The organism is Jeotgalicoccus sp. S0W5, assembly GCF_011634875.1.
Lineage (GTDB): Bacteria > Bacillota > Bacilli > Staphylococcales > Salinicoccaceae > Jeotgalicoccus > Jeotgalicoccus marinus.
The window spans coordinates 1-22,567 of record NZ_SIRQ01000028.1 but is presented as its reverse complement, the minus strand read 5'-3'; the positions used below and the strand labels follow the sequence as shown (position 1 = coordinate 22,567).

The 22,567-nt window shown below is 39.4% G+C and carries 20 protein-coding genes; 4 read left to right on the top strand and 16 right to left on the bottom strand.

Going from position 1 to position 22,567, the window contains the following annotated elements; all coding sequences use genetic code 11:
- From EYB29_RS11455 to EYB29_RS11630, 3 genes are all read left to right on the top strand, one after another.
- The coding region (locus tag EYB29_RS11455) for a thioesterase domain-containing protein (RefSeq protein ID WP_240921874.1) at positions 1-880 on the top strand (880 nt) is incomplete at its 5' end.
- A 1,071-nt stretch (positions 881-1,951) separates the two neighbouring features.
- On the top strand, positions 1,952-2,755 hold the full coding sequence (gene ltrA, locus EYB29_RS11635; protein ID WP_240921873.1) for a group II intron reverse transcriptase/maturase: 804 nt from the start codon (positions 1,952-1,954) through the stop codon (positions 2,753-2,755).
- Positions 2,752-3,222, top strand: a complete 471-nt coding sequence (locus EYB29_RS11630) for a group II intron maturase-specific domain-containing protein (RefSeq protein WP_240921872.1) — start codon at positions 2,752-2,754, stop codon at positions 3,220-3,222. Before ltrA ends, EYB29_RS11630 begins: the two co-directional genes overlap by 4 nt.
- A 1,003-nt stretch (positions 3,223-4,225) precedes the next feature.
- On the opposite strand, the gene EYB29_RS11445 is transcribed toward EYB29_RS11630, so the two are convergent.
- The 15 genes from EYB29_RS11445 to EYB29_RS11375 form a co-directional block, all read right to left on the bottom strand.
- Positions 4,226-5,137 (bottom strand): conjugal transfer protein, encoded by a 912-nt coding sequence (locus tag EYB29_RS11445; protein WP_166627323.1) that lies wholly within the window; start codon positions 5,135-5,137, stop codon positions 4,226-4,228.
- A gap of 46 nt (positions 5,138-5,183) precedes the next feature.
- Complete coding sequence (locus EYB29_RS11440) at positions 5,184-6,242, bottom strand: lysozyme family protein (RefSeq protein ID WP_166627322.1); 1,059 nt, start codon at positions 6,240-6,242, stop codon at positions 5,184-5,186.
- A complete protein-coding gene (locus EYB29_RS11435; protein WP_483299990.1) occupies positions 6,239-8,437 on the bottom strand; it encodes a CD3337/EF1877 family mobilome membrane protein in 2,199 nt (732 codons plus the stop codon). The genes EYB29_RS11440 and EYB29_RS11435 overlap by 4 nt, the downstream gene beginning before the upstream one ends.
- Positions 8,434-10,881 (bottom strand): conjugal transfer ATPase TcpF, encoded by a 2,448-nt coding sequence (tcpF, locus tag EYB29_RS11430; protein ID WP_166627321.1) that lies wholly within the window; start codon positions 10,879-10,881, stop codon positions 8,434-8,436. Before tcpF ends, EYB29_RS11435 begins: the two co-directional genes overlap by 4 nt.
- Entirely contained in the window at positions 10,865-11,257 is a 393-nt protein-coding gene (locus tag EYB29_RS11425; RefSeq protein ID WP_166627320.1) for a conjugal transfer protein, read from the bottom strand. The genes tcpF and EYB29_RS11425 overlap by 17 nt, the downstream gene beginning before the upstream one ends.
- Positions 11,258-11,316: 59 nt before the next feature.
- On the bottom strand, positions 11,317-11,817 hold the full coding sequence (locus EYB29_RS11420) for an antirestriction protein ArdA (RefSeq protein ID WP_166627319.1): 501 nt from the start codon (positions 11,815-11,817) through the stop codon (positions 11,317-11,319).
- 146 nt (positions 11,818-11,963) lie between these two features.
- The gene (locus tag EYB29_RS11415) at positions 11,964-12,185 is read right to left on the bottom strand and encodes a hypothetical protein (protein WP_166627318.1); all 222 of its coding nucleotides are present in this window, start codon (positions 12,183-12,185) and stop codon (positions 11,964-11,966) included.
- Between the two features lie 15 nt (positions 12,186-12,200).
- The gene (gene mobT, locus EYB29_RS11410) at positions 12,201-13,409 is read right to left on the bottom strand and encodes a MobT family relaxase (RefSeq protein WP_166627317.1); all 1,209 of its coding nucleotides are present in this window, start codon (positions 13,407-13,409) and stop codon (positions 12,201-12,203) included.
- 175 nt (positions 13,410-13,584) lie between these two features.
- On the bottom strand, positions 13,585-14,976 hold the full coding sequence (locus EYB29_RS11405) for an FtsK/SpoIIIE domain-containing protein (RefSeq protein WP_166627316.1): 1,392 nt from the start codon (positions 14,974-14,976) through the stop codon (positions 13,585-13,587).
- 24 nt (positions 14,977-15,000) lie between these two features.
- The gene (locus tag EYB29_RS11400; RefSeq protein WP_166627315.1) at positions 15,001-15,777 is read right to left on the bottom strand and encodes a Mom family adenine methylcarbamoylation protein; all 777 of its coding nucleotides are present in this window, start codon (positions 15,775-15,777) and stop codon (positions 15,001-15,003) included.
- A gap of 9 nt (positions 15,778-15,786) precedes the next feature.
- Positions 15,787-16,164, bottom strand: a complete 378-nt coding sequence (locus EYB29_RS11395; RefSeq protein WP_166627314.1) for a YdcP family protein — start codon at positions 16,162-16,164, stop codon at positions 15,787-15,789.
- A gap of 13 nt (positions 16,165-16,177) precedes the next feature.
- Positions 16,178-16,492, bottom strand: coding sequence for a YdcP family protein (locus tag EYB29_RS11390; protein ID WP_166627313.1), 315 nt, complete (start codon positions 16,490-16,492; stop codon positions 16,178-16,180).
- Between the two features lie 199 nt (positions 16,493-16,691).
- A complete protein-coding gene (locus EYB29_RS11385) occupies positions 16,692-17,006 on the bottom strand; it encodes a hypothetical protein (RefSeq protein WP_166627312.1) in 315 nt (104 codons plus the stop codon).
- Positions 17,007-17,089: 83 nt separating this feature from the next.
- On the bottom strand, positions 17,090-18,175 hold the full coding sequence (locus tag EYB29_RS11380; protein ID WP_166627311.1) for a UvrD-helicase domain-containing protein: 1,086 nt from the start codon (positions 18,173-18,175) through the stop codon (positions 17,090-17,092).
- Complete coding sequence (locus tag EYB29_RS11375; RefSeq protein WP_166627310.1) at positions 18,160-19,707, bottom strand: ATP-dependent nuclease; 1,548 nt, start codon at positions 19,705-19,707, stop codon at positions 18,160-18,162. The genes EYB29_RS11380 and EYB29_RS11375 overlap by 16 nt, the downstream gene beginning before the upstream one ends.
- A 399-nt stretch (positions 19,708-20,106) precedes the next feature.
- Between EYB29_RS11375 and EYB29_RS11370 the strand changes: the two genes are divergently transcribed.
- Positions 20,107-21,633, top strand: coding sequence for an ATP-binding protein (locus EYB29_RS11370; RefSeq protein ID WP_205710608.1), 1,527 nt, complete (start codon positions 20,107-20,109; stop codon positions 21,631-21,633).
- 372 nt (positions 21,634-22,005) lie between these two features.
- Here the strand turns inward: EYB29_RS11370 and EYB29_RS11365 are convergent, their stop codons facing one another.
- Positions 22,006-22,266 carry a tyrosine-type recombinase/integrase gene (locus tag EYB29_RS11365; protein WP_166627308.1) on the bottom strand — a complete coding sequence of 87 codons (261 nt, stop codon included), beginning with the start codon at positions 22,264-22,266 and terminating at the stop codon, positions 22,006-22,008.
- Between the last annotated feature and the right edge of the window lie 301 nt (positions 22,267-22,567).

Sequence of the window (22,567 nt, the reverse complement as noted above, 5' to 3'; positions counted from 1 at the left end):
TTGGCAGGAAGTGCTGGAAGTGGACAGGGTCGGTTTAAATGACAACTTCTTTGAACTTGGTGGGAATTCGTTAAAAGCTATATTACTTTCGGATAGAATACAAAAATCTTTCGATACAGAAATGAATATTTCGTTAATTTTCAAATTTCAAACGTTAAATTTATTAGCTAAATGCATTGATAGTCAAAACATAATGGAAAGTTATATCATTAATTTAAGTAATAACAATAATAATAACAAAAATAAAAATGTCTTTTGTTTTCCACCAATATCTGGTTATGGTACTATTTTTGCTAAATTGGCCAAAAATATAAAAGGGCATAATTTCTTTGGTATGAATTATATCAATACAAAAGAAAAGATAGATCAATATATTCAAGAAATAATGAACATACAAAAGAATGGACCATACATTTTACTTGCTTATTCTGCAGGATGTCCAATGGTTTTTGAAGTAGCAAAAAAGATGAATAAAATAGGCTTGCATGTAAGTAAGATAATCATGATTGATGGAAAGCCAAGAGAGGAAAGAATAATTGTAAACGAAGAAGAATTACAGAGGGTTTCGGAGAATTCCGCAGATATCTTTTATAAATTTAATGAAGAATACTTCTCAAGTATAGAGAAAAACAAATTAATAAAAATAATAAGAGATTACCATATCTATTTAAACTCTTTAAAGAATACTCATAAAATTGATTCAGCAATTCATTTAATAAGATCAGAAGAAAACAAAAATACAGAAGCTAATTGGCATAAATATACTGATGAATTTACAGAATATGATGGTAAGGGTGAGCATATGGAAATGTTATTTTATCCATACGTAGTTGACAACTCTAAAGTTATTAACACTATTTTAAATCAGTTAGATGAATAACCTTTTCTTACGATAAGTAAGCCAAATTGATTATAAATCAACGTTTAGTTTCTTCTCTTTTCATCTCTTGTATTCTAAGCTTTCTTATTTTAAAAAAGAAAAATAGATAAGAAAAGATACAAGCAAAGAAGCGTGATATTTAGTGAGAAAGGTACTGAAAACAAATTCACTGCGCTGATTTAATATTTCTTAAGGAGTGAAAACATATTTATAGTAAAATGAATCTGTATATCATAAGATGAATAGCTTTAAATTCGTTTAAAATAGCCTTTAAGAAAGCCTTAAAAAGAGAAAACAATAATCATTTTCACAAAATAATATCTCATCAAAACAATCTTTAACACAGATTTGATGATTTAAAAAAATTATTGTGTATATTCTTATCTTATATCACCCAGAGAATATCAATACCATTTTCTGGTCTCCATTAAAATTTAAAGAAAGGATTTTAACTTAACGAATTTTAAAATTCGTTGCTATTAATATTTACAATTATTATTGGGATCAATTGGTTATCACTATTAATATCTAGCAATGAATTATAAGGTTAAAGCATCAGCATTCTGCTGGTGCTTTTTTCTTGTTCGCCCAGCATGGGAGAACTCTAACGGGTGGAAGTCCCGAGTGTGACCGGATAGCGGTAAACACATAGCCAAAAGCAAGAGTGTCCATCGTGAGGTGGAATCTGAAGGAAGCTCGAGGCAAACCTCCGGTCTGACGCACAGAAATCATATAGGAGGCAACGTATGCGGACAAGGCTGCGAAAGAAACTGAAGTCCAATTGCTACTTTTTCATATTGTTTATATATAGCAGATAGATGGAGGGAAAGAGTTCGCACCTTAACTGGGGAGGTCTCACATATCTGAACCAAACGCTTATAGTGATATAAGTCTGGAGTGTGAGAAGTCAGCCGAAGTCGGAGTAGTGAAGACGCCCGGCGAGTTCCGGGAAGAGCGAAGGACTGAACAATTTTATCGTTATGGAACTCTCGATTGGAAGCCGGCGAAGACCGCTGGCACTGAGCGGAAAAGTGGATACTGACTTCACGAGAAAGAAAGGAAGTAACAGACATGTACGAAAGTAAATTACTGGATAGAATCCTGAGCAGAGATAATCTTAACCAGGCATTCAAGCAAGTGAAGCAGAACCGGGGTGCTGCCGGTGTGGACGGCATGACCGTGCAAGAAATCGGTCCTTACATGGCAGAACATAGGGACGAAATCATCGCCCAGATTCTCCAGCGGAAATATCAACCCGAGCTTGTACGCCGGGTAGAGATACCAAAACCGAATGGCGGCGTGCGTCTGCTAGGTATCCCGACAGTGAAAGATAGGCTCATCCAACAAGCGGTTGTCCAAGTGCTGACACCGGTATTCGAGCCACAATTCAGCGAGTACAGCTACGGCTTCAGACCGAATCGATATGCAGAGATGGCAATATTACAGACGCTCGAATACCTGAATGCGGGTTATGACTGGATTGTAGACATTGACCTGGAGTGTTTCTTCGATACGGTCAATCACGACCGACTTATGAATCTGATAGCCAGAACAGTGGAAGGTGGAGACGTCATCTCGTTAATTCGTAAATTTCTAGTCAGTGGGGTCCAAATTGATGATGCAGACAAAGCATCGGTGATTGGAACGCCGCAAGGCGGCAACCTGTCGCCACTACTCAGTAATATCATGTTGAATGAACTGGATATGGAACTCGGAAAACGCGGGTTAAGCTTCGTCCGATACGCAGATGATTATATCATCATGGTGAAAAGTGATATGTCAGCGAGACGTGTGATGCGGTCAGTGACTGCATTTATAGAAGAAAAACTCGGGCTTATTATCAATGCGACAAATTCAAAAGCGACCCGGCCATGAAGTTTCTCGGGTTTGGTTTTTATAAAGCCCCTCAGCCCAAACAATATCAAGCGAAGCCGCATAAACAGTCAGTGGAAAACTTCGAGTTTGAGTTGAGACAACTGACCCTGAAAAATTGGAGTGTGAGTACGAAGTATCAGGTCAAGCGTACCAATCAACTCATCCGAGGTTGGGTGAACTACTTCAAAATCGGCAAGATGAAAGGCGTGCTATCCAAAATCGATTCGCATACAAGAGTCCGTCTCAGAATGTATATCTGGAAGAAATGGAAAACAGCCGAAAATCGCAAGGGAAACCTCATCAAACTGGGAATGAGCCCTTATAATTCTCATCGGAACAGTCAGACGAGTAAGGGACCCATGCGTATCGCCGAATCTTGGGTAATGACCACAACAGTAAGGAACCAGAAACCCGCCCGATTTGGGCTCATCTCTGGTGAAACACATTACAACAAAGTACATGTTTAATATAAAATTGAACCGCCCAGTACGGAACCGTACGCTGGGTGGTGTGAGAGGACGGGAACTTAACTATTCTCTCCTACTTGATGTAATAGTTACAGTTATTTTGCATGTTTAGAACCCTACTATTGCTTGATCGTTTGGGGTCATATTTTAAACTAATTTTTGATTAAACTAGAAAAAATGTGATAGCAATGTAATCCATTGAAATTGCTTTTTCGATATTTATATTTTCTAATAATTTCGCAAGTTCTCTGGCGACCTCTTTAGATTGATGAAACTAGTCAATGGTAAAAACTCTAGATGCCAATTGATGAACATTATAAATGTAATGGCTTTTACGGAAGGTATGAAAAAAGTCTAAAAAGTGTAGGATTGGACTGATGAAACAGAGGAACTCGTTCTTATTTGAAATATGGTATAACGGTATTATCAGTCAATAAAAATTTACTATTCCACACATACAGGTTAATAGGATTAACCTTAAGAGAAAGCAGCTGTTTAACGCAAAATTTCAATACACATTATTGCAGAATTTAAAGGCTGATATTTCAATGTTAATTACCCAGGGGATGCTTCACAATTTGTTCAATATCCCCTGAACCATTTCTTTCATACGAAAATGAGTTCTCAGGCTGTTTGTTTCGGTGCTATCACTCAATCAAGGTTAGTTTTATTTCTGATAATCTAAGTAGTTAAGAAATAAATTCACTTAAATGATATTAAGTAGTGTAATGAAATATATATCATTAACCTTATGACAGTATTAATTTTTTTGATTAATTATATTCTCACTCATACTGGTAAAAGAAAAGAAGACAACACAAAACTGTAACATGTTGCCTCTGATCGATTCGTTTAAGGCACAATGACTAAAGTGATTAAATGGTTGTTTTAGAGCTTATTTTGAACAATCTAATAGTATTTTAAATTAGTTTTTCTATTTACCAGTTAACAGTCTCTTGGGAATAACAAAAATCGATAATGGCGATTATAAATTTTAAAATTTCTATTCTACAATCATCCAATTATTATTCTTTTTTAGTGCTAATTCATACTGAGACAGTTGATTGGATTGTGTTGTTTCATCTAAATACTTCACTGTCACCCAGGCTTTGATTTGTCCATCGTGTGATTGGAAGATCGGGTCAATTAGTCCAGAAAACGTATAGTTTTCATCAATCGGCGGTAAGACGTCATCTTTGACATAATAACTCAATTCTTGCTCTGTGGCGGTCGGATAAGTGGTAAAGAACGTTTCTAGGAAAGCGATGATTTCTTCTTCTGTCTCGGATTCAATCGTGTTATCATTTTCCACGATTTTCGGTTCATAATCGGATTTTTGTCTATCATTCCATGGGGTCGGATTTTGGGTGATCACCAGATCACCGGTGTTATCTTGATGGAGCACCATGCGATAGGTCGATCGGGTGGGTGTGTCCTCATCTTCTTCTGTAATTGTTTGACGCACAGAATAGATTATGGCATACGTATTTTTCGTTTCTTCGGTCACCGACCAAATGCTTACGTCTGTCACCTCGGCGCTGGTAGATATATCATCTCCAAGCATATCGGCATTTAATGCCTGTAGATCATCGGTCATATACTCGCTAAGTGCGACATTGCGTGCTTCCAACGCCGCTTTTTCATTCTCCCACGCATGATACACTGCCACAAAATTATGGGTGAAACTTTCAATCGCATTTGTATCCACTAACTCTGTTTCAATCACTTCCTTTTCATGCACCGTATGTTGGTCCACCGCCGTAAAGTTCTTATAAATTCCAAATGCAAGACTGCTGATTAAGAGCACCCATAAAATCATCACTGATTTTTTTCGGGTGCCCACTGTCTGCACTTTCACTCTTTTCCTTTTGGCCGGCTGCCTCGCTTTCTCTTGTTTTCTAAAAGGAGATTTCATTCAATCCCTTCCTTTCTATATCAATCGATTCATTGAGGTTATATCGTTAATAAATATATTTGAGCTGTTCGGCATCAGCGGCGGAGACCGTCCGGTAATTGATGACATTGTGTGCTTCCCAATTCATTTCAGAGACAAGTACAGAACCGTCATCATTCACCGTTTCAACAAAGGCCACATGGCCATACCGGCAACTGACGTTCAATTGACAGTAGTCATAGACCATAACGGCGCCGGCTCTGGGCGCATTGCCAGTGGACATATCCGATGCTTCGGCTCTTGGCACCCAACTCCCGGCATCGCCCAATCTTGAATTGTTTAAAGGCGCACCGATCTCTCGCCGACGATTATCCACATAGTACGTACATTCACCCTCGGGATGGATGCCGCCGTAATCGGACGGGTCGGGTGTTGGGAAATCACTCCCTGTCAAGTGCTCTATACCTGCATGATTGTCACCCTCTGTATGATTTAAATGTCGCAGGACATGATCGACATAAAACATGTTGCCATAGCCATAACGCCATCCGCCATTTTCTTCTACCGCCACGGGGTGATTATAGGTGACTCTCTCCCCGTCTGATTGTGCTGCCGCAAACGCTTCGGCCAGTTCAAATGAATAGATCCTGCCGCGTTCAGCGACATAATCAATGAATCCACCGCCATAATTATAAGCTTGCAGTGCGGTGGGTTCATCGACGTTTTTTGCTTCAGCGGATTGTAAGAGTTCCGCCAGGTATTGGGTGCCTTGTTCAATGGAAGCATCCGTATCCAACGTGTTCGGCGGCAAGCCCAATGATTCACTCGACTGCATCACATCATTGACCGTCCCCCCGCTTTCCACTTCAATGAGTGCCAGCAACATGGGTACATATTCCGGGATGTCATATTGTTCGGCATATTGCTCGACCATCGGTTGATGGGCCAATGTGGTTTCGGATATATCGGCCGTGGTCATATCTTCTGGCGCAATGCCATCCGCCGAGAGATGAAACTCGCTCTCTGCTTCGGAGATTAAAATTGTGACAAATACTAATAGGCTGAAAAAGGGAATCACGCCTAAAGCGCCGGCCAGCAATAAGAATTTCCATTTCAATACAATCATCGGCGTTCACGCCTTCCCGGGTAGAGCGGGCGTTTCATTCGATGCTTCGGTACCTTACGCTCTGGTACAGGGTTTTGTTGTTTCTGTTGCGTACGCTTCGCTTGGGATGGTGCGCGTTCAGTTGCCGGATGGTACGGCCGATGTGACTCGGTTGGTTTTAGCTGACGATAGAGCGTCCGTTTCTCTTTTTTCAGTTGAGTCGGCATAGACAGTTGGGGTTGTGAATGCCGCACTGGATTTGTCTGACGCTGCGGCTTGTTTGTAAACATTGCGACTTGTTGCGGCGGTACAGAGCGGTTCTGTGTTCGATTGATTTTCCTTTTGGAAAGAAAGTCTGACTGCTTATTGATTGTTTGGTTTTGTCTCGGTTTCTGCTGTAAGCTACGTTGATTTTTAATTTTAGGCTGTGAGTGTTGGGTCTGTTTTCGGTTGGACGACACATTCTGCCTTTCAAGCTTGGTTTGCTCGCCGCCGGGTTTAACGCCTCTCTTAGAGTGTTTCAATTGTGTGTGACCCGGCGCCAATACATATTTTGTTGGCCTCGATACATGATGCTTTTGTTGCTTGTGATGTTGAATACTTCCACGGATACCCGGTTGGGTCGCGGCTGCTTTTTCAGTGGTGCGCCCGCGTTTTTGAATGACAGCCGTAGGCGTGGGCTTGTCTGTGGACTTCGGCTGTTTCTGGCTCGGCATCGTTTGCCGCAATGGCTGCGAGGCAATCGGGGACTGTTTCTTATGTTTCGACTGACCGACGAAACGCCCGATTAATGCACCCGTCCCGGCGCCAGTCGTTGCGCCCACCAATGTTCGGGTAATCGTCCGCTGGATCTTTCGGCCGCTGCGCTGCGCCATCTGTTGGGGCCGGCGCATGACTTTCCGTCCGACTTGTTGGCTGTCACTGCTTTGGAGGCGGAACATGCCCAGAATGTCACCAAGCTTCATATAAATCCCGGCAAACGTGACAATCTGCAAGAAGGCAATCAGGAAGAACGGATACGCGGCGGTGAGGCCATAAATCATGGAGGATAGACTAAAAGCCACGGTAATGATCAATGTGATGCCTGCCCGCAACATGATGATATTAAACAGTTTGAGAATGGCTTGTTTCGCCATGCCTTCAAATGTCGGAAGCATCGACAATAAGAAACTGATGGGCAGAAACATCGCAAAGATGATGAATAGAATTTGTGAGAAAATCATGATGCCCGTCAACAGGAAAATGAACGTCGAGATGCCAAGATTAAAGAGCGATAGAAAAACGACCATGCCCAAACGGGTGGTCGTCTTCGTAATCGTCAAATTCATATTGTCGTGCTCTTCAATTTCTGTTTGAACGGCAGCTTCCCGGTCGGCACCATTATTGGCATTCGGATCAATGGACACCAAAGCGTCCACACGCTCTTCCCCAATCTCTGCTTTATCCGAATCATCAAACTGTAACAATAACCATGGTTGTTCGACTTGAATCGAAAAGAGCGTATTGCGGATCATATCGACACTGTTTTCGCCTTGGGTCTCCGACCCCGGCATGACAATCTGAGTACCCAAATCCAAGCTCGCTTCACTGACATCTGCGGAAAAATCATTGATTTTCGTGATATATGTGGGTGCAAAGGCGATAAAAGCCGCGGAGACAGTAAAGATGAGGACGAAATTGAGCATGGCGCGAACGGCTTTGGTCGTCTCCCGTTTCAGCAACCCGGTATAGGTGACATACATACCGACAAACAGAATAAACAACAATAAAAAGCCGACATAGAAGCCGTCAGCGCCAAATCCCTGAGCGGTGATACCGGCCAAGGTTTGCATATTCTGTCCGATCGCATGCGCGGTGTCAGAAATAAAGTCGAGTGAATATGCTTGTTGGACCAAGTAGCCGGTGGCATTGGCGAGATACAGATTAATGATCCAGATGAAATTGGTGATGGTATATAGCCCGTACATGACTTGTTTGCCAATGCCGTCATTCCAGTTCCATGGCAACCAATCCCAACTGTCATCAACATAGAAGTCAAGTTGGTAATGGTCGAGTGGATAGAGTGAGTAGAGATTGGCGGAATCAACGGTATCATCCACCAATCCGGCGGCTTGTGTGACGGTCACAGTGGAAAGCAACAATAATAAGATCACCGCACTGGTCAGCCCCGCTAGGCCAGCGATCTGTTTCCATTTTGATGTGTGCAAGAAAATCACCGCCTTTCTACGACCGGTGGTCGCGTATCAAAGGCATCGAATAAATCTTCAAATACGGGATGCACTTGAATGATACCGACCCGGCCATATAAATCCTGCATGAGACACTGTCCATTTTCCAATTCTCTCAATCGGCGTTGGTTGGCTTCATCTTCGGCATCGACCCCGAAAAAGGCCAATGTCTTTTTGATTTCGCTGATATCTCTGGACCGGAAGGCAAATTTCACGCCGATATTATTCTTGAGCTTTTCATCGGTCAGGTCATCGGCATTCTGCGTGACGAAGTAGACCCCGGCATTCATGGCCCGCCCGGCACGGACCAGTTTGTTAGAGAGTGTTTTCCCTTGGGCCACTTGCAGGAAGCTCCATGCCTCGTCCAAGTCGACAATTTTAAAAATATCACGGTTGGAATGGATGAAATCCAAAGCGAATGTGGAAATGATGATTAACATTGCGACACTGAGCAGCTCCATCGTGGTGTAGTCTTCAAAATTCGTTTCCGCATCGGGTAAGGCCAAGTCGGCCACTTGGATAATATTCAGGGGTTGCTCCAAACTGATGGCGTTTTTTACGGTGCCATCAGAAAAGAGCAGGTGCGCAAAATCATAGTCGGTAAAACTTTCAATATGGTCCGCAATGGTGGCGGCATGTGGATTGGGGTCGCTGCGCAATTCCTGAATCACGAGGTATAATCCGCGGTCGTCTTGTTGGCTGACCGCCCGAATCGCACGACGCAATACCGGAAACTTTTCGCCGTCCCGACTGGAGATGCCCGTCAAAAAGGTCAGAATATCAATGGCGAGACTTTCGGAATCCTTCTTATTTTTCATGATGACATATGGATCCAGTCGTCCTTGATTGGCTGTATCACTGGTGAGATTGACAATATTGATGGCATCGGCAATTTCCGGGAGGGCATCTTGCCAGCCACCGCGTTCGGCTTTCGGATCCACGACCAGGGCGTGGCCGCCATAGAGGACGGCATAATAGACCAACAAGTTATTCGAGAACGACTTCCCACCGCCCAATGAACCAAGAAAGGCGGACGCCAAGGCATTTGTCACAGACCCTTTGATGCCTTGACTGGCCAAGCTCGGATTGACATAGACGTTCCGGCCGGTGTCGACGTTGTAACCAAAATAGATGCCTTCAGTTTCCCCGAGCATTTGGGTGGCCCCAAATCCAAGCCCCGCCAGGAAATCGGCCGTTACATATTGTACGTAGTCATTCATCGATCGCTTACTGGCGGGCATAAATTCCCCATGTAAGTTGAGCATATCGCCGAAGGGACGTACCAATTTCACATTCAAATCATCGTAAAAATCCTGCACTTCATGGCACCGCTGGGTCAGCGCATCGAGACTGGTTGCCGAGACGCGAATGACATAACTGAGTTTATACATCGACGCTTTTGTTTGGCCGAGGACATCTTCGAGTTCATTGACCTGTTCCAACGCATCAAGGACATTGTTGCCCGTCTCGTTATCCGATTCCATCGCGTGGTTATCCAAGTCTTTCAGTTCCTTTTTCTTATTCCGTACCGTGGCGAGTGCCTTTTTATTAGTGAGGATGTCCACATGCATCGACGTGTCGACCGGGAAGTCGAATTGTTGTTGCTGATAGTAAAAGATTTCATCGGATGGAAATTCCAAATCCCCGACGATTGAATTGATGGTGAAATACGCGGCATACGTTGTCCGGTCTGCTTGGGTCAGTTGGATAGACCGTTGATTTTCTTTAATTAGGCACCGGGTCGGCTTGATTAAGTCATAGTGCTTGATACGTGTCTCTTTATCAGATTTAATGGTCGGGAGTTCATACGTATAGTCCTCAAACGCTGTGCCGGATTGCCCATGGATGTGCTCGATTAGATAGCCGATGTCATCTTTGGTCACCGGCCGCACGTTAAAACGGTTGGCGATTTTATGATGCAGGAGGCGTTCCATTTTGCTGAACCGTTCAATTTCTGAATGCGGCATCGTAATAAAATCGCCCATGAGATGGTGATTCACATCTCTCAGAAATGTCGACAACGCAGTGGCCATTGATTGACCCATGGATTTCATACTTACTTCTTCTGCATTGAGCAGCAGTTTGAAACCGATAAAAAAACGCCCATCAATCTGATGTTCACCAATCATATCAGTGAGTGCGTCGGTCTGATCATCGATGCGTGCGTCAGCCACCTCTTTGAGCTGGCCAGTGACTAAATCTTTACTGCGCGCTTGGACGGCCCGGATACTGTTTTCCGTACTGATTTGCAGGGCGTGGATTTTGCCATCAGGGTTTTGGGCAATCAATTGCCGGAAGTGGTCGTGGACTTGAATTTTTTCATCGTCGGATAGAAAAGAATAGTTATAGGGTATCAACTCATAATACGCAAAGCATTCGCCATCATGATTGAAGACGAGATTGTTTTCGATATATTTAATCGGTAGTCGCATGGGTCTCACTCCTTACCGCAGTCATCGCTGCATTCATCGTTCGGGTTTGAAGTTTCACCGGTTTGCCCGCATAGGTCACTTTTGGCCGGCAATAATAGCTCAGCACGGATTTCAGAAAACCGTAGGGCTTTTTGCCGTCAAAACTCTTTTTGCTCATAAACCACGTTAAAGCGAGTGGGAGGCCAACATATTTTAAGAGTGCCCCGTCAATGAAAGAGAGTGGTGGCAGGTTGCTCAGCAACATCACGATCATCAGGGACAGTACAAACCACGTCATTTGGTTGAATGTAATGGGAAAGGGCAACCGAAAATCATTGATGGCATAAATAACTTTATCGACCGACCAAATGCGGGTATAACTTTTTAATTTTTTCAAATGCAATCATCCTTTCTCTTAGAAAAAGCAGTCTGCGATGCAACACGCTGTCTGATCAGTTATTGTGTATATTCAAAGACCCCATGCGTGGTCACAAGAAATTGACCATCGATTTCAAGGTCACGGCCGAAAGCCGCATAATCAATATAGCTTTGGAGGTGGGCCGGCACTTCTCCAAGTGTCCCGGTTTCTTCTATCAAATAAGCCGCCACATCGGCCATATCGTCACAGTCGGGATAATGAATGATATCGTCTTTGTTTTCGAGCAATTCTTCCAAATCATTAAACCAGTAGCCTTGAACGTCTGAAAGCACATGGTACAACGGTGTTCCTTCGAGTTCAGCGACCATTTCACACAACCGGTTCACCTCAGCAATCGGTGTGTATTCATGGACGGTAAACGGTAATTCATAATCGTGAATGGCATACGCTTCATACTCACCATTTAAGCCAATTTGTTCCTCGACGGCTTCCATATCAATCGGCGGTGTAAACCAGGCACCTACGAGTTCACCTTCATTATATTTACCGAGATTCGCAATATACACCTGCATTTCCATGGGCGATCACATCCTTTCTTGTCTAAAAAATTTTGAATTTAAATCTTGATCTAAAATGAACGACGCTACCGCACTATCGTTTGCTCGACCCGCCTTTGATAAAAGACAAGAAAGCTCACTTATCTTTCATCAAAGGCCGGGGTGTATTAAGCCCCGATGATTCGGTTGAATAGGTTGAGTAATACTTCCTGTACGCCACGTGCATTGAAGACGAGTCCCACGGCAATCAATGCAACAATGAGAAAGCCAATCAGTTTAGAAAATTCTCGTTTAAACCCCAAGTAGAGACCAATCACGACAATGGCCAACAGGACCAATGACTGTGCATTGTCTAAAAACCAGTCATAGAGATTCTGTCCGAAATTCATATGCCTCTCTCCTTTCTAACCTTCATTTTCATTTGATGCATTCTGTATGACATCTTCTGTCGCCAGTGTGTGCTGTATGAGTATTTCCTGATGCCGTTTGGTTAACTTCGCATGTTTCAGGATATCGTCGATGATTGTGGTGTGATTGACGGCATCCATTTTCATCGCCATTTTCCATGTGGGCGCGACTTGATGGGATAACCATCGCAATGTCTTATCAAACGTATACGGTTCGGGTTGGGTCGTTAAATAGATTTTTCGATGCGCACCCAAATCCAAGAAACGCTGCCATTCGGCATTGAGGGGCCAATGGCTGCGCCGTTTATTCTCATCCTGATCCACAAATCGCATGTAGCGGTTGATGATGGAAAATGCGGTGCGGCCGGCATCTTCATACATCATCAAGTCGACAATCGCATGATAGGCGCGGTCGTTTTTCAGACGGATTTCCAACCGGTTCTTCACATCAACGTCTGCCATGGAAATACCATACTTCACAAATTGTTCGTAATCCTTCTCATAGATGCAAAAGTAGACATCGCTTTTTAAAGAGCCGATGTATAAAGTGTTGCCCATATCCCGTTTATCTTCGCTGTGCATTAACTCACCTGAACGGTAGCTTTTAAAGTTTCGAAAGACGGAAATGCATTCTTCGTTCTGACATTTCCGGGTGAGTAAGGGGATATCCAAGACACCCGCCTTATCATTAATGGCCAAATCAATACGTTTAAAGACGCCGCCCACTCGAAATACGTCCATAAAGAAATCGAACCAGGTACGCTGTTGTGCTAATAAGAAATTCTCAAATTGTCGGCAACCTTGCCCTTTGAGTTCGAGTAAACAGCCTTTGTCTGCATCCGGTGAGACCATCACGACAATATCCCCGAACACGTATTGCTCCATGTAAGAATAAAAAGCATAATCTTCATGCAGCATGTAGGCCATTTTCAGTTGGAGGACTTCTTCAATCACGGGCAACGGATTGGTGGTTAAAAATCGGATGCGGACATAATCAAACAGGATTTCGAGGGGTGCCTCCGGATTCCATTGTTCCAAGATATCCATTAAAACAGTCTTCAAGTTTTCCGTGGGATTCGCCTTTCCGTTTTCTATATCACTGACATATTGTCTCGAAATACCCGCATGAACCGCGAGTTTATTTTGTGAGACGCCATAAGCTAAGCGTTTTTCTTTTAATCTGTGGTGCCAAGGTGCTTGTTTCATTGTGTTTCCTCCCTATAAAAAAAGATGTCAACTCAGTACGGAACGTTGACATCTTTAAGATATGAACTAAACCCTTGTGCCCCAAGGGTTTAAAGCGTTTGGTTATGGTTGCCTAATGTTTTTCTACCCCCCTGTTAGAAATGGGGGGTCAAGGCGTGGCTGACGCCACGCCGGCTTAGTCCAGCCCAGCGGCTTTCGCTTCGCTCGCCGCTGCACTGGACAGCCGTTGATTGGCCTGTTTTTCAATTTCTTTTAAAAAGTCATGGCCTTTGGGGACAAGGGGCGTGTAAAATTCAGAGATGACATTATCGCCTTTATCGACATAACCGCGGCCTTTGATGGGCTTTAAGAAAAACTGTTTCTGCACATCACTCCCAAACACCATGCCATATCCAAGTTCAGACATCCGACCTAACGCGACGCGAAAATTAAACTGATCGCGAATCCCTTCGCCCAAATATTTCGCATCCGGTCTTTGACAGGCGAGAATTAGGAAGAAACCCGATTGTCTGCCCAACATGACAATCTGCTTCAGTTTATCGAGGACCGCCGTGCTTTCTTTAGTACTGAGTAACGCCATAAACGCGACATATTCATCAAAAATTAAAAAGCGGGCGGATAAGTCATAATAGCCATAATTTTCTCCGGTTTTATAATTGGGCATGGCCTTCATATTTTCATTCCGTGTCATCATGTCATCATAAAATTGATTCAGGCACGTGATCATATCCTCCTTTGTATGATAGACATCGGGCATCACCGTGGATAAGTCCGCTAAATCCGCATTTTTGGGATCCAATACGTATAACTTCGCATCGGTTTTGGATAATGCTTCAATTAAAGTGAGGAGAAAATACGTTTTACCGCCCCCGGTACCCCCTGCAACCAGCATGTGGGGCAACTGATCATATTCCCAATACAGAGAGGCCATCAATTTCAATCGGCCATTTTGAGCACTCACATCTTCAATCGAAATGCGGTTCGCCATCATATCGTAGAACATGACGTACTCCACATACGCATCATGTAGCTCCTTCGATACGAGTTCACAATACAAACCACTTTCGAGTTTCGTTTCTAAATTGAGCAGCGGTTCTTGATACTTCCCAAGCTTAATTTCCACTTGGATATAGAGTTGCCCGTGTTTAAATCGGTAGTACATTTTCGGAAAATCACTGATTTTCTCTGTCGTTTTACCACCGGGCATATCTTCAAAGAAACTGTCTTGAGTCACTGTTTTGGTTTCATACCATCCATTGTCCAGTATCATTTTGGCGAGTTTCTGACGATGCACGATTTGTTTAAAATGCCGTTGGCCATATCGAAAATATAAAAAGGTACACCCGGCAGTGATCATTACACTGAGACAGAGGGTGATAAAGCCATATTGACTGATAAAATGCGTTTGGAAGGATTCGACGGTCCACGCCGTAGAGACCAAAAACAGCAGGTGAAACAGCAGAAAGGCAAGCAACCATACGCCGAGTAATGCGCCCGTAACGAATCGGGTCACCAAAGACTGATCACTGGGTTTGATCCGTTTGCCTTTATACTGGAAGAATCGCATACATCCTCCTTTCCAAGATGAATATCAGTCCACCACTTGTGTGTTGTAGAATGACACATCTTTATTAAACATCTGCTGGGAGAACTCTTTATATTTCCGGTGGGCAATGCGTGTTTCAAATCGTAAATCCTTATCTTTGGGGTAGTTCCGTCGCTGATAGACAGTCATGTGTGACAGTTGGTTGCCTGCTTTGGTTAAGGGATAAATATAACGGAACATCGGGCCATTGATTTTCTCAATGCCTTTATACGCACAAAAATCTTGCGTCAGCCAATGCTTTTTCTCTACATTGTCAAACCGCGCGTTCTCTTCCAGTAACAAACGGGCACTGCGGGGGTGGATTTTCTCATGGGTCTGTTGATCCCGATAGACACTAGTTTTAAAATACCCACAATAATAGAAGTTGACTGCTTTATAGACATAGCCGCATTTGCCTTCGATGCCATCGGCGAGTGTATATAAAAATAGACAGTCCGTATGCGTGCTTAACCACTGAATCAGGGCAGAAAGTGCCTGACTGCCAAAATATTGATTCCGGTTCAATTCTGGTAAAAAACACATTTTGCCAATCTCCAAATAGTCCTTCGTTTGAAGCTGATTGTCGGGAAACAGTTTACGAATGGTTTGTAACGGTTGCGTGCCCCAGCCCAATTCAATCACCCCGAGCAGCTTTTTCTCAGAAAAAATCCCTAAGAAATATTTACATAACTTAAGGATTATCTTTGAGTAATGGTAGTATCGAATCAATTGAATGGCCTCATTTTTAGGTATCTCTTTTATGGTCAATGATGGGTGTTTCATAAAGAATACCTATTTTTCATTGTCTTCGGGTTCTTTTTTCGGTTTCTGCGGTGGCTTTTGTCCGCCTTTTAATTCAATGTCATCCGCCTTGATATACCAATCGACGTCCGCCCCACGAAATGTGGCGTTGGCGACGGTATCGGCAACGGGGTTGATGATATCTACTGCCGCATTATAGTCGAATGCTTTTAATGGGACCGATGCCGGAATACTGACCTGAATCATGCGGCCTTGTTCCTTCGATTTTAAATCATAGGTGCGTTCTTTCACTTCAGTCGATATGGTGCCATCCTCATTTTGAAGAAACACCTCACGGCGGAGTGCGGAAAACTTCAATAAACCAAATGTTGCTTCTTTATCAATGACAATCCCTTGTGCGAGTCTCATATTATTTTCCTCCTTATGCTTTGACCATGTCATCTGCATGTAAGATATATTTCGTAAAGCCACGGTCTCCAATTTTATAACCTTCTGCTATAATTCTGGCGTTGACGAGTTTCACCTGATCTTCATGTTCAAAAAACTTTTCTCCGGCTTCCTGTGGCAGTATGACTTCAATATCATCGGCTCGTTGCACATCTGAATATAAATTGTAACGACGGGATAAAGTCGTCATGCGGCCATTGACCCGACGTTGTTCCACATTACCTTCGCCGGCATATTCTAGGTTGCCAAATGTTTGTGTCATATTCGGGATGACATATTTTAATTCCATATAAATGAACCTCATTTCTTATTTTAATTTGTCTAGCTATAATATTTTCTGCAGAAGATCTAAGGGAGGGGAGCGAGGGCGGAAAGAGATAATTGTCAATCACTCCTTTGTATTTTCAAGTTATATTTTCCCATAAAAAAAGACACTTCTTTTGAAGCGTCAAAGATCATTCTATCTCTATATATTAGAGATAGTAATTTTAATTATTATCAAAATTACTTATATCATCATAGCCAGGCACATTTCCTATCGAACCATAATTTCCTGGGTTACCATAATTTCCGATATTCCCATAGTTACCGTATCTCCCGTAATTTATGTTTTTATAGGGAGAATTGCGTTGAGACATCAATCTATTTTTTTGAACAATTTCTCCTAAATACTTACCTTTCATATCAATAAAAACACCATCTTTCTTAAGATAATGGCCAATATTCTTACCTTTTGGTGAGTGAAGCTGATTGCCCACAAAATTAGCAATATGTTTCCCTTTACTATTAAAAAGATATTCCATAAATAATAACCTCCTTGAATTATAATCATATATTAAATAGAAAAAAATTAGCTATTCCTAAATTATAGTTAAAAATATATAATTTACGATTTATCGGCGTACCTGCGCCATTTTTTATAATCATTGTTTGTAATTATATAAACATCACCTTTTGACCGCGTTAAAGCAACATATAAACCATTTCTAGTCTTTTGGGAAGTAATATTTAACCAATTGTCTGAACTACTCGTTGTACCAGTTAGAATGATACAAGATTGAGAGTATGTGTCTCCTTTAGAGTATGACCAATTCACGTAGTTTTTGCCCTTATGGTGTATACTAGATTTATTCCATACTAGTTTTGGGATATTAGAATCTGAAACTATTTTATGAATATCTTCAACATTAGTTAAATGGATAATAGAAGCTTCTTCTTTAGAGAGTGATTGTATATCTATACCGATTTTCTTCTGAATAATATTGCAGATCACCTTAGGTACTCGTCTACTTTTCTGTAGAGTTGTTTCATCAAATTCGACCTTGCCAGATACTTTTTTCTTAAGGTCATCTACAGTACTAATTTTATAAAACGGTGACTTAGCTATAGGGTTACCTATATTTCTTAAAGGGGTCAAACAGCTTTGATAAATGTCTCCCACAGCAATTACATTAAGCTTTGATTTCTCTAAAAAATATTTTAAGACTTTAAAGTCAAACCCGTTATAATCTTGGAATTCATCAAAATAAATTGCATCACAGTATTTTTCTAATCTGTTGTTTACTAACTTTTGGATATCTTTATTGAATCTCAAAAATAACTTTCCAACTCTATTTACGTAATATTCATTATTAATATTCATATAATGTGATATATCATTTACTTTTACATAATGCGGGTTTCGAGTGTCTTCTATAGGAATACTCCTTATATCAACTCCTGTACTTCTTCGGGAGGAGATTAAAGGTTCTACAGGTTTTAATAAATTATTGTAGACAAAAGAGTCAAAAGTCATAATTTGAACGTTGTCAGGAATTTTACCATTGAACCTTTTTTGAACCTCTTTACGAATGTTATTGACATTAGCATTAGTAAATGAAATCAAAATGACTCTTTCATCTTTTTCAAAGTTATTTGCTATATAATATGTTTTCCCAGCACCGGCAGCAGCAATAACTATTCGCTTATCCATTTTATAGCCTCAATTAAATAGTTAGGAATTATAAGCTTGTTTAAATCACTTTCTATTTCTAGTGCATTTTCTGTCTTGTTCTTTAGCATGTGAGCTTGTGCTTTAGGCATTGGTACTTTGTTGTAAATAGGATCTGTTTTTCTATCAAAATAAAGGTCATCAAAAAAATCTTTATTTTCATTGTAAAATGATACTTCTAATGTCCAATTTTCGGTTGAGTCGTCTACGTATATATTAAATTTGTCATTTAATTCGTACGTAGTGTCTCTTTTGTCATTGTCTGTAATTACTGCTACTTTTTTATCAATTATTTCAGATAGTTCACGATATTTTTCAAAAGAAATACTACCCATTGAAATAATGTCCACACTATGTTTATCGATTTCAGATTTTTGAATGATATTGAAGAGTCGCGGTAGTATTATATATTCTGCTGCGCCCTCAACTAAAATAACCTTCTCAGATAAGACAAAACGTAGAATATCTAAATTATCAATTTTCTCAAAATATCTAGCTGTCTTTGGTTGAAGATTAGCTAAAGAACGAGAAGTATCATCTGATAAAATAATTGTATTTTTTAAATTTAATCTATTTACAATTAAAGAGCTATGAGATGCAACCACTACCTGTCCTTGACTAATATTTTTAATTGCATCAATCAAACGACGAGTTCTCGTGTAGCTCAAATGACTTTCCGGTTCATCTATTAGTACTAAATCAAAAACATCATTGTTCAGTGCCATTTCAGTCCGAACAACATTTTCTTTTCCTTTGCCCATATCCTGAATAGATATATCTGATTCATAAATATCAAGTAATTTTAGAATATCTGTTTTAGAAGAATCTAACCCAAATTTTTGATTATCTTGAAGAGTTAACAAATCATTGAATTCGTCACGAAATTTTGACAATGTTTGTTTAAAATTAGAAGCTATACTTCTATGATCTTTTTCTTCAATGTTAGCTTTATAAATTTGTCTAGCATAATTACCAAAAATATCATGCTTTATTGTAGAGTTATCTAAATAAATCATTTTAATAGGAGACATACGTCTTTTGTAATTTTTTCCTTGAAAAGTTTTCCATGTTGCCTTATAGTATTCGGTTGGGATAATTCTATTATCGGCAATTTCTTGTAAATTTACTTCACTAATAAAATCGGTGTCAAATTCATAAACAAATTTAATGCCTGTTTGAGGAATGTCATTATGTTCATTATAATGAAGGCCTGTATACTCGAGTGACTTTATAGAATCTTCTAGGTCGAGAAATAGTTCTATATCGATTCTAGGAAGTGCTTGTATCGTTTTATGGATATAAAAATATTCTGTTAATTCTAAGTTAATAAATTTATGAGCAGAATTATCTGTATAAAGGAAATTAGTTTGATTTAAAACAATGTCAATAGCACGAAGTATAGTCGATTTTCCTACTTCATTCTCTCCAACTAAGACTGATAAATGGTCATTGAAGTCAACATCTATTTCTCTAAATTTTTTAAACCCTCTTATTTTAATTTTATTTATTCTCATAATAGCCTCCCTATATTATTAATGCTATTATCTCATGTATAGAAATATAATAAATACTAATTAATCATTTTAAGTTAAATATTTACATTAGCTCGATAATAACTCATTAGATGTAGAAGGCCCAGAAAATTAGATATACTCCTGTAAAATTAACGATGTAGCTACATAATAAACAGCCTTTAAGTAGAATGGATAGTTAGTATATTTTCAATACTCTATTATGATAAGTTAAATTTTGGGAAGCTATTTTAAAAAAATCTGTTTTTCAAGGTTAAATGTGTATTTATTTAATATCTAATGATCTAAATTTTAAAAAATAGTATGGTATATTATTGATGAAAAAGTCTAGGTTTTATATTTTTATTATTGAGTTGTCAATGCGAAAGGATAGAAGTATTAATGGAGACAAAACATGTAAATCTAGATTCATTTCTAGAAATATTTAATACACAAGATAAAGATATAATGTCGTCTTTCATTAAATTAATGGACAATGGTTATTCTTATGAAAATCAAAGGGGCATGTCTTCTAAAGAAATTGATGGTTTAGCTTTGTTATCTCAAAAACTTAAACCATTCCTAAATTTCTCTCAAATGAGTGGATATTTCCTAGGATACGTGGTTAGTACTGGAATACGTGAAGAATTCGACATTTTAAGATTTAGCCCTGATCATGTTTTAAACATTGAATTAAAGAGCACTCTTCCATTAGAAGGTATGGAAGGTGTGAAAGACCAATTAGTCAGACATAGTGCTTTATTAAGTTTGTTGAAAAAAGAAGTGATCGCATGTACTTATATAAGTGACTTAAATAAAATTATCTTCTTAAATAAAGATAAAGAATTAATAGAAATTACAGAAGAGAATTTATCAAAGATGGTTCCTGAGAATTACCTTTCACAAAACGAACTAACTACTATAAACCTATCACAATTAATTATTTCTCCTTATTCTCAGCCTCAAGAGTTTTCTGAAAGTCGTTACTTTTTAACGGATGAACAGAAAAAAGTACGTAAATCAATATTAGAAACTAAACTTAGTAAAATTAATTTAGTTGGAGGACCTGGAACTGGAAAAACACTGCTATTATTAGACTTAGCAAAGATATATCAACAGCAAGGTTATAATATTGTGATTATTTTCTGTGGTAAGATGGATGCATATGAATCAATTTCTAACGAAATAGGTATTAATATAATCCCGATAAGAAGCATGGGTATTATTGATTTTGAAAAAATTGATATCATTCTAGTAGATGAGGCTCAGAGATTATATGAAAGTCAATATGAAATATTATTTGAATTACAAAATGAAAAAATTATATTTTCGACAGATCATCAACAAACTTTACATCAGAAAGAAAAATCATTAAATATTGAAGGGAGGTTGTCAAAACAACCCAAAGTTTTGACTAAACGACTAAAAAATAAAATTCGAACTGATGTACCAATGGCATCATTTATATTAAAATTTTTAGATTTAAAAGCTAGAAAAGTTCAGCCTTATGATTATAATAAGGTGCGCGTAGTATATTTTAATAGTAAAGAAGCGGCATCTAAATATATCTCTAATATGTTTTTATTAGAATCATATATTTCAATCGAACTTACTGAATACGTAACAAAAACTAATAGAATTATTAAAAGGAAAAATATTTTTCCATTTTCTGAATCATCACATTCCGTGATTGGCCGAGAATATGAAAATGTACTAGTCCCCTTAGACAAACATTTCACTTACTCCGAGGAAGGTAAGCTCATATCAACTTATAGTCAATATTATCCTTACTCCGAAGAAAGTTGTATTTTTGAAGCTTTAACTAGAGTGAAAAATAATCTTTTACTAGTTGTAATTGATAATCCTCAGCTCTATATTACTATCCAAGAAATTTTGTCTTGGAAAAATGATAAGCTATATGCAAAATAATTTGTTATAGTATACTATTGTTGGACTATCATAAAATTATAAAAGTTTAAACATTGAATCTTTACAAAAATGTGTATTCATTTCCTGTCTAATCAACTGTATTTTTGGTGTAAATTGGTGACAATCTTATCCTTCCACAGTCATTTCCATCCATTTTATTCCATATAGATGAAAGCAGAATGTTGCTATAATGGGATTCTTATGGACTCAAGTGTATCAATTTACCTAAAGGTCGTTCTCAAAACGTTAAGAACACTGTTATATCAGTATTTACAGCACTTCTCGAAAACTTTCGAGAAGTGCTTTTTTATACTTTCAAAAAAAATAATACCCCGTTAATACCCCTATAAAAAATTTACTCTTATTTCTCTACTAAAAATTAATATGATCTTGGAACTTTTCAGCTAATTTTTCTCTAGAGGACTGTGTTATATGTGTATAGATATCCATAGTTGTTTTGATATCACTGTGTCCTAAACGTGTTTGAACTTCTTTTAGAGTTGCCCCTGATTCAAATAGAAGTGATGCATGTGTATGTCTGAAACCATGTACGTGTATCTGGTGCAGATCCTTATGACGCTTAAAGAAAGCTTCTAACTTGTCGTTAGGTGTAGATACACGCATGTACTTCATTTCATTTAATCTAGTATGATAAGTGGAAAAGATAGGCTGTTCAAGGTCGTTATCAACTTTAAAGCCATACTCTTTATATTGTTGTTTCTGTTCTTCTTTCCATTGTAAAAGTTTATCAATGGTTTGATTATCAATATCTATCCATCTATGTGATTCTCGAGTTTTCGGTGGTTGTAGAATATGTTGATTTCTTACTTTTGAAAGAGTCTTTTTAACAAGTAAATCTTTATTAACAAAATTTGGGTATTCGGATTATCGTGTGGAAAAACATTATAGCTGGTAGATTTTTGCTAAACTAAGG

Bases quoted from the DNA above. Each gene is read 5' to 3' on its own strand.
- ltrA (WP_240921873.1), top strand. From the start codon at position 1,952: ATGTACGAAAGTAAATTACTGGATAGAATCCTGAGCAGAGATAATCTT.
- EYB29_RS11630 (WP_240921872.1), top strand. From the start codon at position 2,752: ATGAAGTTTCTCGGGTTTGGTTTTTATAAAGCCCCTCAGCCCAAACAA.
- EYB29_RS11445 (WP_166627323.1), bottom strand. From the start codon at position 5,137: ATGAAATCTCCTTTTAGAAAACAAGAGAAAGCGAGGCAGCCGGCCAAA.
- EYB29_RS11440 (WP_166627322.1), bottom strand. From the start codon at position 6,242: ATGATTGTATTGAAATGGAAATTCTTATTGCTGGCCGGCGCTTTAGGC.
- tcpF (WP_166627321.1), bottom strand. From the start codon at position 10,881: ATGCGACTACCGATTAAATATATCGAAAACAATCTCGTCTTCAATCAT.
- EYB29_RS11420 (WP_166627319.1), bottom strand. From the start codon at position 11,817: ATGGAAATGCAGGTGTATATTGCGAATCTCGGTAAATATAATGAAGGT.
- EYB29_RS11415 (WP_166627318.1), bottom strand. From the start codon at position 12,185: ATGAATTTCGGACAGAATCTCTATGACTGGTTTTTAGACAATGCACAG.
- mobT (WP_166627317.1), bottom strand. From the start codon at position 13,409: ATGAAACAAGCACCTTGGCACCACAGATTAAAAGAAAAACGCTTAGCT.
- EYB29_RS11405 (WP_166627316.1), bottom strand. From the start codon at position 14,976: ATGCGATTCTTCCAGTATAAAGGCAAACGGATCAAACCCAGTGATCAG.
- EYB29_RS11400 (WP_166627315.1), bottom strand. From the start codon at position 15,777: ATGAAACACCCATCATTGACCATAAAAGAGATACCTAAAAATGAGGCC.
- EYB29_RS11395 (WP_166627314.1), bottom strand. From the start codon at position 16,164: ATGAGACTCGCACAAGGGATTGTCATTGATAAAGAAGCAACATTTGGT.
- EYB29_RS11390 (WP_166627313.1), bottom strand. From the start codon at position 16,492: ATGGAATTAAAATATGTCATCCCGAATATGACACAAACATTTGGCAAC.
- EYB29_RS11385 (WP_166627312.1), bottom strand. From the start codon at position 17,006: ATGGAATATCTTTTTAATAGTAAAGGGAAACATATTGCTAATTTTGTG.
- EYB29_RS11380 (WP_166627311.1), bottom strand. From the start codon at position 18,175: ATGGATAAGCGAATAGTTATTGCTGCTGCCGGTGCTGGGAAAACATAT.
- EYB29_RS11375 (WP_166627310.1), bottom strand. From the start codon at position 19,707: ATGAGAATAAATAAAATTAAAATAAGAGGGTTTAAAAAATTTAGAGAA.
- EYB29_RS11370 (WP_205710608.1), top strand. From the start codon at position 20,107: ATGGAGACAAAACATGTAAATCTAGATTCATTTCTAGAAATATTTAAT.
- EYB29_RS11365 (WP_166627308.1), bottom strand. From the start codon at position 22,266: ATGAAGTACATGCGTGTATCTACACCTAACGACAAGTTAGAAGCTTTC.